This is a genomic window from Pseudazoarcus sp. NS20 (assembly GCF_059703745.1).
In genome coordinates, this window is the sequence record NZ_BAAKIY010000001.1 from 942,226 (window position 1) to 955,735 (window position 13,510).

12 protein-coding genes are annotated in these 13,510 nt (G+C 64.1%); 10 read left to right on the forward strand and 2 right to left on the reverse strand.

Annotated features, from left to right (window positions below):
• Positions 1-251 precede the first annotated feature (251 nt).
• Positions 252-947: a GntR family transcriptional regulator gene (locus AC6H0W_RS04340; protein WP_497575895.1), complete on the reverse strand. Its 696-nt coding sequence runs from the start codon at positions 945-947 to the stop codon at positions 252-254.
• Between the two features lie 111 nt (positions 948-1,058).
• Between AC6H0W_RS04340 and AC6H0W_RS04345 the strand changes: the two genes are divergently transcribed.
• The 8 genes from AC6H0W_RS04345 (at position 1,059) to AC6H0W_RS04380 (ending at position 9,856) form a co-directional block, all read left to right on the forward strand.
• Positions 1,059-1,769 (forward strand): alpha/beta fold hydrolase, encoded by a 711-nt coding sequence (locus tag AC6H0W_RS04345; protein WP_497575896.1) that lies wholly within the window; start codon positions 1,059-1,061, stop codon positions 1,767-1,769.
• 8 nt (positions 1,770-1,777) lie between these two features.
• Positions 1,778-3,022 (forward strand): iron-containing alcohol dehydrogenase, encoded by a 1,245-nt coding sequence (locus tag AC6H0W_RS04350; RefSeq protein WP_497575897.1) that lies wholly within the window; start codon positions 1,778-1,780, stop codon positions 3,020-3,022.
• A gap of 231 nt (positions 3,023-3,253) precedes the next feature.
• Positions 3,254-4,060, forward strand: a complete 807-nt coding sequence (locus AC6H0W_RS04355) for a sterol desaturase family protein (protein WP_497575898.1) — start codon at positions 3,254-3,256, stop codon at positions 4,058-4,060.
• Between the two features lie 246 nt (positions 4,061-4,306).
• The gene (locus tag AC6H0W_RS04360; RefSeq protein WP_497575899.1) at positions 4,307-4,894 is read left to right on the forward strand and encodes a mechanosensitive ion channel domain-containing protein; all 588 of its coding nucleotides are present in this window, start codon (positions 4,307-4,309) and stop codon (positions 4,892-4,894) included.
• Positions 4,895-4,983: 89 nt separating this feature from the next.
• Positions 4,984-5,391, forward strand: coding sequence for a hypothetical protein (locus tag AC6H0W_RS04365; protein WP_497575900.1), 408 nt, complete (start codon positions 4,984-4,986; stop codon positions 5,389-5,391).
• 18 nt (positions 5,392-5,409) lie between these two features.
• Complete coding sequence (locus AC6H0W_RS04370) at positions 5,410-5,799, forward strand: hypothetical protein (RefSeq protein WP_497575901.1); 390 nt, start codon at positions 5,410-5,412, stop codon at positions 5,797-5,799.
• A gap of 477 nt (positions 5,800-6,276) precedes the next feature.
• Positions 6,277-6,882 (forward strand): response regulator transcription factor, encoded by a 606-nt coding sequence (locus AC6H0W_RS04375; RefSeq protein ID WP_497575902.1) that lies wholly within the window; start codon positions 6,277-6,279, stop codon positions 6,880-6,882.
• Positions 6,883-7,021: 139 nt separating this feature from the next.
• Positions 7,022-9,856 carry an ATP-binding protein gene (locus AC6H0W_RS04380; protein WP_497575903.1) on the forward strand — a complete coding sequence of 945 codons (2,835 nt, stop codon included), beginning with the start codon at positions 7,022-7,024 and terminating at the stop codon, positions 9,854-9,856.
• 3 nt (positions 9,857-9,859) lie between these two features.
• Here the strand turns inward: AC6H0W_RS04380 and AC6H0W_RS04385 are convergent, their stop codons facing one another.
• The gene (locus tag AC6H0W_RS04385) at positions 9,860-11,740 is read right to left on the reverse strand and encodes a hybrid sensor histidine kinase/response regulator (protein ID WP_497575904.1); all 1,881 of its coding nucleotides are present in this window, start codon (positions 11,738-11,740) and stop codon (positions 9,860-9,862) included.
• Between the two features lie 142 nt (positions 11,741-11,882).
• Between AC6H0W_RS04385 and AC6H0W_RS04390 the strand changes: the two genes are divergently transcribed.
• Entirely contained in the window at positions 11,883-13,124 is a 1,242-nt protein-coding gene (locus AC6H0W_RS04390; protein WP_497575905.1) for a methyl-accepting chemotaxis protein, read from the forward strand.
• Positions 13,125-13,132: 8 nt separating this feature from the next.
• Positions 13,133-13,501 (forward strand): response regulator, encoded by a 369-nt coding sequence (locus AC6H0W_RS04395; RefSeq protein ID WP_497575906.1) that lies wholly within the window; start codon positions 13,133-13,135, stop codon positions 13,499-13,501.
• Positions 13,502-13,510 lie beyond the last annotated feature (9 nt).

Sequence of the window (13,510 nt, forward strand, 5' to 3'; positions counted from 1 at the left end):
CAGCGCTACTGATTCGCGTAAGGCGCAACTCGAGTAAGGCGCAATAACTGAAAGGCGTGGCGCCGGAGGAAGATGCGGGCGCCGGTCATTCGGCGCAATGCGCTGCGCTTATTGACGCCCTACGGGGCAGTCATTGCGAGGCGCGCAGCGAGGCGGCAATCTCGCAGCGTATGCGAGCGGCAACCGCCGCAGATTGCCGCGCTGCGCTCGCAATGACAGGCTCCAAGCGGTGTGCCCGATGCCAGCCGCGCTCAGAAATCCGACAACACCGTCGCCCGCGTGAAGTCTTCCATCTGATCCACCAACTGATCCAGCGCGATCCCCGCGCGATTCACATCGCCTGCCGCAATGGCATCGGCGATGGCCGCATGCAGGCGTGCCGTTTCAGGCAGGTCGGCAGCCTGTTTGTAATGCACATACCAGAAGCGGCGTGACAAGCCGTGCATCAGGCGCATGGCGCCTTCGGCGAATTCGTTGCGGGCGGCGGCGAGGTTGAGTTCGTTGAACTCACGGTCGGTACGCACGAAGTTGGCGTCGTCGTTGGTTTCGGCCTCGGCCAGGAAGTCGCGGGCGAGTTGGGCGAAGCGCTCGCGCTCGGCGTCGCTGGCGCGGCGGGCGGCGCTGCGGCAGATCAGGCGCTCCACTTCACGGCGCGTTTCGAGCAGGCGCAATTGCTTGCGCACATCCATTTCAGCCACTAGCAGGCCGCGTTGGGCCAGCACCACGATGAGGTTCTCTTGCGCGAGGCGCTGGATGGCCTCGCGAATGGGGGTGCGGCCGATGCCGGTCATTTCGCTCATGGCCAGTTCGGACACCACGGCGCCGGGTGGCAGCTTGAGGGTGACGATGGCCTCTTCGATCTGCTCGTAGGCCTGCTCCTTCAGTGTCGGACGAATACGTGTGCCGGCGGGGGATTTGGCGTCGCCTGAAAGGGTCGGGGCAGTCACAGGGCCTCCTCTTGCTCCGTGTTGTCGTGTTCTGCGTGCATAGCGACCAGCGCATTGCACGGGTGTTAGTATATCAGTAATATACAACAAATAGTCATGACAGGCATGTACATGGATACGATTGAAAGCGGTCACGGGCCGGTGCGCATCGTTGCGGTGCACGGCATTCAGGGCACCCGTGCTTCATGGCAGGGGCTGGCGGATCGGATGGCGGATGAGGCGCGCTTCGTGCTGCCGAACCTGCGCGGTCGGGCGCAGGCGGCGCGTGGGCAAAGGCCGCAGGACTACCGGCTGGAATGCCTGGCCGACGACCTGGCCGAAGTGATTGCGGCGCACGTGGGCGATGAGCCGTATTACCTCGCGGGCTGGAGCATGGGCGTGTCGGTGTCGCTGGAGTATCTGTCGCGCCGCGGCGTGCATCGCCCGCGTGGCGTGGTGCTGATGAGCGGCACGCCGATGCTCGACCGCGCGCAGTGGTTCACCCAGCGCGGCGAGGCGCTGATGGCGGAGATTGCCGAGCGCGAGACCAAGCTTGGCCTGATCAACCCGGCCGACCGCGACGCCGTGGCGTGGACGTGGGAGGCCATCTCGCCCACCAACCAGCTCGATGTGCTGCCCGGCGTGAAAGAGCCGGTGCTGATCGTGCACGGCGAGGCCGACGACGATTCGCCGTGGAGCCATGCGCAGCGGCTGGCGCAGGGCTTGCCCGACGCCACGCTGCACGGCCTGCCGGGCGTGGGCCATTCCATTCTCAAAGACGCCACCGACGATGTGGCGCGCCACCTGCGGGCCTTCATCGCCCGTGTTGAACGCAACGCCTGAGGAATCCGATGCGAACTCAAGACCAGATCCATTTCTGCGCCCCGGCGCGCACCGTGTTCGGCTGTGGCAGCCGTGCCCAGCTCCCCGCGCTGGCGCAGCGCATGGGCTACCGCTGCGGCGTGCTGGTGACCGACACCTTCTTCACGCAGAACACGCCGTGGGTGCGTGAGTATGTGGAGGCCGCTGCCGCGCTGGGCATCGAGACGGTGGTGTACGACGGCGGCCTGCCCGACCCGACCATTCCGCTGTGTGACGAAGCCACCGCAGCCATCCGCACGGCGCTGGCCGGCAAACAGGCGGACCACGTAATTTCGCTGGGCGGTGGCAGCAACATCGACCTCGCCAAGGCGCTGTGCCTGACGCTGCCGGAAGGCCGCCCGGTGCGCGATTTTGCCGGTGCGCTGGCCGAGCAGCCGTTTGCGCTGCCGCACGTGTGCTTGCCGACTACGGCCGGCACGGGTTCGGAAGCCACGCCGGGCGCGATTCTGCTCGACCCGCAGAACGCAACCAAGATCGCCGTGATGGACAACGTGCTGCGCCCGGTGATTGCGCTGATCGACCCCGAATTCACCTACACCTGCCCGCCGCGCGTGACGGCGGACGCCGGCATCGACGCGCTTACGCACGCCGTGGAGTCGTACCTGACCATCGACTCGTGGCACTTCGACCGCGGCGGCAACCCCGACCCCGGCTACAGCGGCCGCTCGGCGCTGACCATGAGCTTTGCGCACGAAGCCATTCGCCTGTGCGCCGACTACCTCGAGCGCAGCTACCGCAATGGCGCCGATCACGAGGCGCGCATTGGCATGGCCTACGCCAGTTATTACGCCGCACTGTCGTACGGCAGCGCCGGCCTGAACGCCGTGCATGGCATCGCATACGCCGTGGCGGGGCAGACCCACAAGTCGCACGGCAGCACCAACGCCGTGATGCTGCCCTACGTGCTCGACGCCATGCGCGAAGTGCGTCGCGACGAGCTGATCGAAGTCGGTCGGCTGTTCGGTATCGAAGGCGACGACGAGCGGGTGTTGCTGGAGACGCCGCGCCGCTTCCGCGCCATCGTGGCCGGGCTGGGGATTCCGGACAGCCTTGAGCGCTTCGGCATCGCGCGCGAAGACGTGGCCGCGCTGGTGGACGATGCGCTGGGTGTGGTGCGCCTGGCCAAGGCCTTTCCGGTGGCCGACGTGCCCGCCGCGTACGCGCAGATCGTCGATGCCGCATGGCACGGGCGGCTGGCTGCAGACGCCTGCTGATTGCCTGGTGGCCCGCAGGCGGGTGGCCGGACTCCTCCCCGGCGACACTCGTTTGGCCTGCGAGCCCGAAGCCCTTGCCGGGCTGCTTGCCCCGATCCGTACAGGTCGGGGCTTTTTTATATGCGTGACTGGAAGACGAGGCGCAGCGAAAAGCCATGAAAAGCCTTGACCGGGTACAGATCGACTACTAATATATTAGTTATATATACGCACAAGGAGAGGTGCCCGATCATGATGTCCGAGAAGCAACGCAAATTCCGGGAGGCCTACAAAGCCGACATCAGCCCGATGTACAACGGGCTGCTTCATATCACCGTGATGTACGGCGTGGGCATTGCCGCCCTTTGGTACTGTGCCGGCCAGATCGAGAACCTCGGTTGGGAGTGGCTGATTGCCGTACCGGTGTTCATCGCCGGCAACTTCGTCGAGTGGTTCATGCATTCGCAGGTGATGCACAAGCGCATCAACGTTTTCGGCCTGCGTGAAATCTATGCGCGCCACACGCGCCAGCATCATCAGTACTTCACCGACAACGAAGCCACCATCGACACCACGCGCGAATTCCGCATCGTGTTCTTCCCGTGGCGCGTGCTGCTCACGCTGGGGGTCTTCGGCGCGCCGCTGGCCTACGTCACCAGCCTGATCATCAACCCCAACGCCGGTTACGTGCTGTTCATGACGATGGTGGGGCAGTACCTGATCTACGAGACCTTCCACTACTGCTGCCACTGCCACGAGAACTGGTTCGTGCGCAACATGCCGTTCATCAACACCATCCGCCGCCACCACACGGCCCACCACAACCAGGGGATCATGATGAAGTACAACATGAACCTCACCTTCCCGATTGCCGACTGGTTCATGGGCACCAGCGACCTCAAGCGCGGCCTGCTCGGCACGCTGTTCAACGGCTACAGCGAAGAGCATGTGAAGGACGAGCTCAAGCCGGTGATCCAGCGCTTCCGCATCGACGACTCGCGCGTCACGCTCGACGGCCCCGAACTCACGCCCGAAGAAGAGAAAGCGCTGGCCGGCTGATTCGCAACGTCCTCCTGGCGTCCTGCGGGCCACGAGCCCGGCCGGACGTGCAAACGCCCCCGCATCGGAATGGATGCGGGGGCGTTTGCGTTTTGGCCAAGCGGGCGGAATGTGGATTCGATTGCAAGGCCGGGGGGTGGCGCCTACGATTTGCTACCGAAGGCCGACACCGTTTCGCCTGCCAGTCGGTAAAGTGACGCACTTCGGTAAAGTGACGCACTTCGCACACCCACACGACGCTTGATCATGAAAGACTTCTTGCCCGAATGGGTCGACCCCTGGCTGGAAACCATCACCCTCGGTCTGCAGGTGGTGCTCATCCTGATCGTCGCGTGGTTGTTGAGCCTGTTTCTGCGGCGCCTGACCCGCCGCCTCGGTCAGAACTACAATCTGCCGGCCGAGTTTCTGATCGGCGCCAAGCGCGGTATTCGTTTCTTCATCTATGCCTGCGCGCTGCTGCTGGTGCTCGACCGCTTCGGTGTATCGGGCACCGTGTTGTGGACGGCCTTCACCGGTTTCGCCGCGGTGGCGGCCGTGGCCTTCTTCGCTGCATGGAGCGTGCTGTCGAACATCTTCTGCACCTTGCTCATCCTCACCACACGGCCGTTTCGCCTGTACGACCATATCGAGATGCTCGAAAACGGTGAAAAGCCTGGCTTGAAGGGGCGGGTGATCGACATCAACCTCATCCACACGACCTTGCAGGAAACCCTGCCCGACGGCAGCGACACGGTGCTGCAAATCCCCAACAGCCTGTTCTTCCAGCGTGCGGTACGCCGCTGGCGCGGGGCGCCGCCGCAGCCCTCGAGCAACGAGGACGAGTCGCGCGTGTGAGCGCTGGGGCTGCTCTCCGCAAGCTTGCGAAGGGCGGTGTTAGCTTGTATGTTGAATAATCCAACTCACTGATCTGACGGGAGTTCGTCATGGATGGCGTGAATTTCAGCAACCCCACGGTGGCGTCTTCCCGCGAAGTGTCCTCCGTTTCGCCGCGGGCACGTGAAGAGCAGAGTGCAGTGCAGCCCGCCGTACAGCAGACACCGCGCGTTAACGAAGGCCCCAGCACGGTCACCACGCTCAGCTCGCAGGGTGTCGAACTGGCGCAGCGCGATGCCGCTGCCGTGACTCCGTCTTCGGCTGCCGCCTCGGGTAGCGCTGCACTCAATGCTACGCAACAGCCGGTGTCGGCCACTGCCGAGACCGCCGCTTCAGCCCGAGCTTCCGAGGCGCGATCCGCCGACGCGGCCGAGGTGAGGCAGGACACGGCACAGCAGGGGGCGAGCGGCCGTCTGATTGACGACACTTCGCCCAACGACGAAATCCTGCGCAGCTAAGTCTTCAGGGCCACCCGCATGATTGCCGGCACCTCGGGCGCGATCTCGGCGGCGTTTGCGCAAATGCAGCAACGCCAGGCCGAGCGCAGTGCCGAACTCGCAGAGCAACGTGCCCGGAGCCTGCAGACCGAGACACGTCAGGCCAGGGTTGAAGCCGAGCGCGCTCAGGAGCGGGCGCGCACGCTCGAAGTCGAAACCGATCAAGCCGTAGACGAGGCCGGCCGTGCCCGTAGCGGCGTTTCAGCCACTGAAACATTGCAGGCGCTCGATACGAGCCTCGATGCTTTGCGCTCTTCCATCGATACCGCTTTCCCGCCCTCCGGCGAGCCTCCGGGAGCATCAACTGCCCGCCCTGTACTGAACACGCAGGGCGAAGTCACCGGGACGGTCATCAACGTCTCCGCCTGAGCGCCCCGAGGGCGCTTTTCTTTTTGCTGCGGTGGCGATCAGCCCTCAAGTTTGCGAGCTCCGTCGCCGCTAAGCTCATGCCGGCTCAGTGTATGGCCAGCGGGTATCCGCGGCTGTGGGTTGGTGAGAACCTGAGCCGTGTTGTATTCGAGCGACATGTGACTTTTGTGGCAAATCGAATGGCCCGGCGCGGGCGCGGTGGCCTGTTACGCCATGTAACATTCAGCCACAAACAGGAGGAAGCTTGTGTGTGGTCAAAGTGCTCCGATGCGCGCTGAGCCGTGCGATGGAGAAGGCGGGAGCGTGCGCGATGCCTGATTCGGTTCAGTGCTCGCGCGCGGCGTCGGGCGTCTTCCGGCAGCCTGCTTTGCGTGCCTGGCGGACCCTGCTGGGGCTTCAGGGGCTCGGATGAGGGGCAATGGCTTTTCGTCGGCCAGCGTGTGCTCCGTCCGGGAGTGCATTCCTCATGCGGTCATCGTGGATGATGACGATGCCCTGCGAGCCATGCTCGCCAAAGCCTTCGAGGCTTCCGGTTTCGAGGTCACCACCTTCGGCAATGCGGTCGAGTTTTTCGCTGCACTTGATGAACGGCATCTGCCTGACGACACCTGCCTGATCCTGGATGTGCGCATGCCGCTGATCAGCGGTTTGGACGTACAGCAGCAGTTGATCCAGCGAGGGGTCGAAGCACCGGTGATTTTCTACACCGGCGCGGCCGATGTGGGGGTGGCCGTGCGGGCCATGGCCGCTGGGGCATACAGCCTGTTCGAGAAGCCCATGAGCAATCAGGTGCTGATCGACAAGGCGCTTGAGGCGATTGCCAATAATCGCCTCGTGCAAGATCATCGCAAACGCATACGCAAGGCGTCCCAGTCGCTCATGCAGCTCAGCGTGCGCGAACGGCAGATCGTCGATTTGCTGGCGCAAGGTCTTTCGGCGAAGGAAATCGGCAGCACCCTGCACATCAGCGCCCGAACCGTCGAAACCCACCGCAATCACATCGTCGAGAAGCTCGGCGTGAAATCGGTCGCAGGGCTGGCTCAACTGGTGATTCTGGCCGAGATGGCTCGTATGTCAGCATAGGGCTGGAGGCGCGGCGCAGGCTGGTGCTTTGGCGTGAGAGCTGGCCTGCCCAAGCCGTGGCGGCCTGAATGGAAGTCAGTCACTTGAGGTGTCGATGATGGGCCGCGCAGGCAGGCTTGCTCCCCAAGTGGCCACCAGCATGTGGCAAAGCACATATGCACGATGGGCGCTTCTCGCAAATGCGGGCCTGCTGATCGTCGTGGTCGCCACCATGGCGACACTGATTCATCGTGACTACAAGGAAACCGGGCGTCTTGCCTCGCTGCAGGCCCAGAGTTTCGGTGATGTGCTGGCTGAGCATACGCATCAGAAGCTCGCGGCTCTGGATGCGACGACGTTTGCGATCGTGCAGAGCGTGACGAGCCGCCCGGCCTTGCTGAGCGCCCCGTCGTTGCTGAACAGCGTGCTGGAGCAACAGCATGCTGCCTTGCCATCTTCCTCCCTGCATTACGTTCTCGACGCTTCAGGGCGCTTGATCGCCAGTTCCGAAGCCGTACCTCCGGCGCAACATGACTTCTCGACGCTCGCCGAATTCCAGGCGCACGTCACAGGCGCCGGGCCCGGGCTGGTTGTCGCGCCCTCGCGGCAAGGGCTGGATGGCTGGTACTTCGACGTGACCCGCCGGATTGATGGCCCGGATGGTGCGCTGGCCGGTGTGGTCGGTGCTCGTGTGCCGATGAGCTATCTGCTGGCGCTTTACGACACGCTGCAACTGCCGGACGGGGTGGTGGCCTTGCTCAGTCGTGAAGGGGTGTTGATTGCTCGCAGCCCCTTCGAGGCAGACCGGATCGGCTTGAGCTTCATCGACAAGCCTTTGTTTCGGAAGTACCTCCCTGCCGCCGAGCGCGGTTTGTACACCGGCACGTATCGCAGTGATGGCGTTCGGCGCATCGTGGCGTTCAACCGCGTTCCCGAGTTTCGCGTAGTGCTCACGGTGGGCATCGGCGAGTGTGCCGTGATGGCGGAATGGCGCGAGCGATCGACACTCACCGCAGGCCTGTCATTGGCCGTGCTCGTGCTTTTCGGGATGCTGTCGTATCGCTTCGCGCTGTCCATGTGGTTGCGCAGGCGGCAGGAAGAGCGCAAACGCCAGCGGGCCGAATTCGTTGCGCGGGCCACGGGAGAGATGGTTCGGGCGAAGGACGCCCCGGCTCTTTTGCTGATTGCCGCGGACACTAGCCGTCAGTTGGCTGAAGCGCGTTTTGCCGCGGTCAGTGTGCGGACGGCCATCGATGACAAACCCCTGCAAGCCTGTAGCCCGGATGTCGGCGGGGAGGCGGCCGCTCGCGAAGATGTGGTCGGTGAAGAGATTGAGCTTCGATTGCCGGGCGGGGAGGAGGGCGACATCGGCTCTTTGCGCCTGCTTGGCTCGCAACGGGAGGACCACGCCGAAACCGTGTCCGATCTGGTGCAGTTCGCCACGGTCGTCAGTGCGGTATATCTCGAATTGCAGCAGCGCCAGGACCTGGCTTTGGCGCTGCGCAGTTCGGAGCAGGCGCGAGCCGAGATCGACACCGTGCTGGCTTCGATTTCCGATGGCATGTACGCCCTGAATTGCGACTGGGAGTTCACCTACGTCAACGCCGCGGCGGAGCGGATGCTGCGGCGCAGCCGCGATACCCTGCTCGGACGCACCATCTGGGATGCTTTTCCGGCCGTGTCGGGCACCGAGCTGGAGCACCATTACCGGGCATGTCGACTGCAACGCACGGCCGTGAGCTTCGAGTTCTATTACCCGCCGCTCAGCACATGGTTCAGCGTGCGGGCGTTTCCAAGTGACATGGGGCTCACGAGTTACTTTCAGGACGTGACGTTGCGCGTCGAGGCCGAGGCGCGATTGCGCCACGCGCAGAAGATGGAGTCGATTGGCAAGCTCACCGGCGGCATTGCGCACGACTTCAACAACCTCATGACGGTGGTGCTCGGCAATGCCGAGGATCTGCTCGACGAGTTACCCGCCGAATGGGCAAGCGCACGCGAGAGCGTCGAGCAGATTGAACTGGCGGGGAGGCGTGCATCCGAACTGACACACAGCCTGCTCGCGTTCGCGCGCAAGCAGCCGCTCTCTCCCGAGCCGCTTGAACTGGGGCGCGAAGTGCAGGGAATGCGCCCATTGTTGCTGCGCACTTTGGGCGAGCAAATCGTGCTGGAAGTCGAATTGATGGCGCCTCAAGTGACGGTCGAGGCCGACCGCGCGGAGTTGCAGCACGCCATCCTGAATCTGGTCATCAACGCGCGCGAGGCGATGCCGGACGGAGGTGTGCTGCTGTTGCGCGTCACGCGAGTCGAGCTGACAGCGAGTGCTGCCGTCGATCTGGACCTCGCTCCGGGCAGCTATGCCGTGCTGACGGTGGCGGATGATGGTTGCGGTATGTGCCGGGAGGAGGTCGAACGCGCGTTTGACCCCTTCTTCACGACCAAGCCGGGTGGCCAGGGAGCCGGCCTGGGACTGTCCATGGTGTATGGCTTCGTGCGTCAGTCCGGCGGCACGGCGCAGATTTCAAGCACGCCGTGCAAGGGAACGGCGGTGACCCTGTATCTGCCGTGTTCGGCTTTGGCTCCGGTGTTGCCTCTGAACGGAGAGAGAGAGCACGTTGCCGGCGGAGGGGAGTGCATTCTGGTCATCGAGGATGATGCCGCCTTGCGTCATTACGTGGCGAAAGGTCTAAGCACCCTCGGATACTCGGTCAGGGCGTGTGCCAACGGTGACGAGGCCTTGGTAGAGCTTGCCCGCGCGGTGCCTGACCTCGTGCTGACCGATGTCATGCTGCGTGGGCGGCTCTCAGGGAGCGACGTGGCGGTTGCCATCCGGCATATGCAGCCCGAGATGCCGGTTCTGTTCATGTCCGGCTACAGCGACGAGGTGCTGATCGAGCAAGGCAGGTTGGTCGCTGGGGTCAATTTGCTGGCCAAGCCGTTCCGCATGCACGATCTGGCCGCCGCCGTGCGCCGCCTGCTGGCCGCGCGGCATTGAGCCTCAGACTGTCGGGCTGTCGAGCAGACGTCGCAGCATGTCGGCCAACTCGCCGCGGCGGTATGGTTTGCGGATGAGGGCTTGGTCCGAGCCAAGGTGGTTGACGTCGCGGTCGGTGTAGCCGGTGGTGAACAGCACCTTGAGCTTGCGACGCACCCGCGTCACGGATTGAGCGAGCTGACAGCCGTCGATGCCGCCGGGCATGACGATGTCGGTAAACAGCAGGTCGATGTCGGGCTGGCTGGCGATCAGGTCGAGCGCCTCCGTGCCGTTGCTCGCCGTGCTGATCCGGTAGCCGAGCTTGCGCAGTTGCCGGCAGGTGTACGTGCGCACGAGGTCGTCATCCTCGACCACCAGCACGTGCTCGGTACCCAGGCGCGGGCTGCTTTCGGGATCGACCTCTTCCACCTCTTTCATGCGTTCGGCACTGCTGCTGGCCAGCGGCAGGTAACAACGGATCACGGTGCCGGCGCCGGGTGAGGATTGAATGTCGATGCAGCCGCCTGACTGCCGCACGAAGCCGTACACCATGGTGAGCCCCAGGCCGCTGCCCTGGCCGGCCGGCTTGGTGGTGAAGAACGGATCGAAGACCTTTTCAAGCGTTTCGGGCGCCATGCCTTCGCCCGTGTCATGCACCGTGATGCACAGGTAGCTGCAGCCCGAGATCGCCTCTGGGGGTTGCTTCGGCAGCGTTTCGAGCAGGCCGTGCTCACAGCTGATAGTCAGCGTTCCGCCGGCCGGCATGGCGTCGCGGGCGTTCAGGGCCAGATTCAGCATGGCCACCTCGAGTTGCCCGGAGTCGACTTGCACGGGCCACGCGCCGGGGCGGTTGCCGGTGCGGATGACGATCTCGATGTCCTCGCGCAGCGAGCGCCGCAACAATTCTTCCATGCCGCGCAGCACGTGGCCGGCATCCACGGTTTTGGGCAGGGGCGATTCCTTGCGCGCGAAGGTCAGCAGCCGGCGCGTCAGGTGGGCGCCGCGCGTGCCCGCCGAAAGCACGGAATCGGCCACTTCGCACAGCTCGGTGTCGGCGGTCAGACTTGCGCTGAGAATTTCCGCGTTGCCGAGGATGACCGTCAGCAGGTTGTTGAAGTCATGCGCGATGCCCCCCGTCAGTTGCCCCAGCGTCTGCAGCTTTTCGGACTGCTGCAGGCGTTCGCGGCATTCGACCTGGTCGGTCACGTCCTGCACCACGCCGATGGCCATGTCCGCGCCCAGGGTCGTGGCATAGCGCCCCACGCCTCGCAGATAGCGGATCTTGCCGTCGCTGCGCACGATGCGATGGACGATGTCGAAGGGCTGCTGGTGCGCACGCAGGCGATGAAACGCGTGTTTGACCGACAGTACGTCGTCGATGTGTACCGCTTGCAGGTACCTGTTGAAATCGTTGCCGAAATCTTCCGATTCCAACGCGAACATCCGCAGCACCTGTTCCGACCAGGCGAACACCCCGCTGCCGGTGTTGAGTTCCCAATGGCCGAAGTGACCGATGCGCTGCAGTGTCTGCAGCCGCTCTTCGTAAAGCTTGAGCGTGCTCTCGAGAGCGATGCGCCGGGAAGCGTCGGTGAGCACCGCGAGCATCGCCGGTGTGCCTTCGAAGCTCAGTGGTTGCAGCCGCATGTCGATGTGCACGATCTCACCGCTGCGGATGCGGTGTCGCCAGATGCCGGCCGCCGCGGGGCGATGCCCTGCCGTGCTGAGCGCGCGTGCGAAGGCGCTCGCGTCTTCGGGCGGCAGAAGATCGGTGGCGCGCATTTCGAGAAGTTCGGCCAAGTCGTATTTGTACAACTTGAGCGCGGCCGGATTCACCGCCAGGAAACGCAGCGTTTCAGTGTCATGAACCCACATGGGGTCCGGGTGGCAGGCGAATAGGTCGTTCATCGGAACTCGTCCACGGCTACGTAATTTTACGGATCAAATCACGCAGTTTTGCGGATTTCATACATTGCCCAGCCCGCCTAATGTTCGCTCCGTGGTGACGTGATCAAAACGGGGCGGCGTACGAAAGATGCGGCAGATCAGCATGAATACCTTGCATGCGCAAGTCTCTATTAGTGACGAGCACATGGACATACAGGCTCGCACTGCCGCGATTTCGAGCAATCGCGCGGTGCCCAGGGCGTTCGCGGCAAGCGCTGCGGTGCTGGCGGTGTTTGCCGTAGCCGCCATCGTCATGGCCGGTAACGGGCAGGCCGGAGTGTGGGCTGCCGCCGCGGCATTCGCAGTATTCACCATTGCCGTCGGGCTTGTGCTCGGACGTGCCGTCCACCGTCAGCTGGTTGCTGCCCGGTTAGAGGAAATGATGCAGGAACCCCCCAAGACGCCCCCGCGCACCGATCTCGAAGAATTCGGTCTGGAGTTGCTGCCGGTGTGGCAGCGCCACATCGAAGGCGCACGCAGCCACACCGAGCAGTCCATCCAGTCGCTGAGCGCACGCTTCGGCGAACTGGCGCAAGGCATTCGCGAAAGCGTTGGCGCGGATGCGCGCACGTCCAGTGGCCAAGGGCTGCTCGACATGCTGGCCGAGGCCGACCGCGAACTGCACGAAATCATCGACGGGCTGCGCCGCACCATCGAAGGGCGCGAAACCGTGCTGGGCGAAGTGCGGCACCTGGCCTCGCTGACCGATTCGCTGCGCAGCATGGCCTCGGAAGTGGGTGAGGTCGCCAAGCAGACCAACCTGCTGGCACTCAATGCCGCCATCGAGGCGGCCCGTGCGGGTGAGATCGGGCGCGGGTTTGCGGTGGTGGCGGACGAGGTGCGCAAGCTCTCGACGGTTTCCGGCGAAGCGGGTGCGCGCATCACCACCACGGTGGGCACCGTCAGTACGGCCATTCAGCGTGCGCTCGACGTTTCGGTGTCGTTGGCCGAGCAGGAGCAGCGCACCTTGTCCGGTGCGGGCGAAACCATCGAGCGCATCGTCGGGCAGTTCCGCACCGGCGCGCAAGAACTCTCCGAGACCAACGAGCGGCTCAACGAGCACAGCGGTGAAGTGGTGCAGGCGCTCGAGCAGGTGGTGGTCGACCTGCAGTTCCAGGATCGGGTGGACCAGATGCTGTGCCACGTCGGGAACGACTTGCAGCGTCTGGAAGGCGTGCTGCAAGAGCGCGTCACCGCCTTTGCGACGGCTCAGGAAGTGGCTGCGCTCGATTCAACCGAGTGGCTGGATGCCCTGGCGCGCACGTATTCCATGCCCGAGCAGCATGACCTTCACGCGGGGCGGCAGAGCGCGGCCTCGAACAATTCCGACATCACATTTTTCTGAGGTGGCGCATGGCGAAAACGGTACTCATTGTCGATGACTCGGCATCCATCCGGCAGGTGGTGGGCATGACGCTCAAGGGCGCAGGCTACGACGTGGTCGAGGGCGTGGACGGCAAGGACGCCCTCACCAAGCTCGACGGCCGCAAGGTGCACCTGATCATCAGCGACGTGAACATGCCCAACATGGACGGCATCAGCTTCGTGAAACAGGTCAAGCAGATGCCGGCCTACAAATTCACGCCGGTGATCATGCTCACCACCGAAGGCTCCGATACCAAGAAGCAGGAAGGCCAGCTCGCCGGAGCCAAGGCGTGGATGGTCAAGCCCTTCCAGCCGGCCCAGATGCTCAACGCCGTTTCCAAGCTGGTACTGCCCTGAGCGGGGCCG

Excerpts from the sequence above, each read along its gene's own strand:
- AC6H0W_RS04365 (WP_497575900.1), top strand. The coding sequence starts at position 4,984 with ATGGATGGCGTGAATTTCAGCAACCCCACGGTGGCGTCTTCCCGCGAA.
- AC6H0W_RS04350 (WP_497575897.1), top strand. The coding sequence starts at position 1,778 with ATGCGAACTCAAGACCAGATCCATTTCTGCGCCCCGGCGCGCACCGTG.
- AC6H0W_RS04385 (WP_497575904.1), bottom strand. The coding sequence starts at position 11,740 with ATGAACGACCTATTCGCCTGCCACCCGGACCCCATGTGGGTTCATGAC.
- AC6H0W_RS04370 (WP_497575901.1), top strand. The coding sequence starts at position 5,410 with ATGATTGCCGGCACCTCGGGCGCGATCTCGGCGGCGTTTGCGCAAATG.
- AC6H0W_RS04390 (WP_497575905.1), top strand. The coding sequence starts at position 11,883 with ATGAATACCTTGCATGCGCAAGTCTCTATTAGTGACGAGCACATGGAC.
- AC6H0W_RS04395 (WP_497575906.1), top strand. The coding sequence starts at position 13,133 with ATGGCGAAAACGGTACTCATTGTCGATGACTCGGCATCCATCCGGCAG.
- AC6H0W_RS04355 (WP_497575898.1), top strand. The coding sequence starts at position 3,254 with ATGATGTCCGAGAAGCAACGCAAATTCCGGGAGGCCTACAAAGCCGAC.
- AC6H0W_RS04345 (WP_497575896.1), top strand. The coding sequence starts at position 1,059 with ATGGATACGATTGAAAGCGGTCACGGGCCGGTGCGCATCGTTGCGGTG.
- AC6H0W_RS04380 (WP_497575903.1), top strand. The coding sequence starts at position 7,022 with ATGTGGCAAAGCACATATGCACGATGGGCGCTTCTCGCAAATGCGGGC.
- AC6H0W_RS04360 (WP_497575899.1), top strand. The coding sequence starts at position 4,307 with ATGAAAGACTTCTTGCCCGAATGGGTCGACCCCTGGCTGGAAACCATC.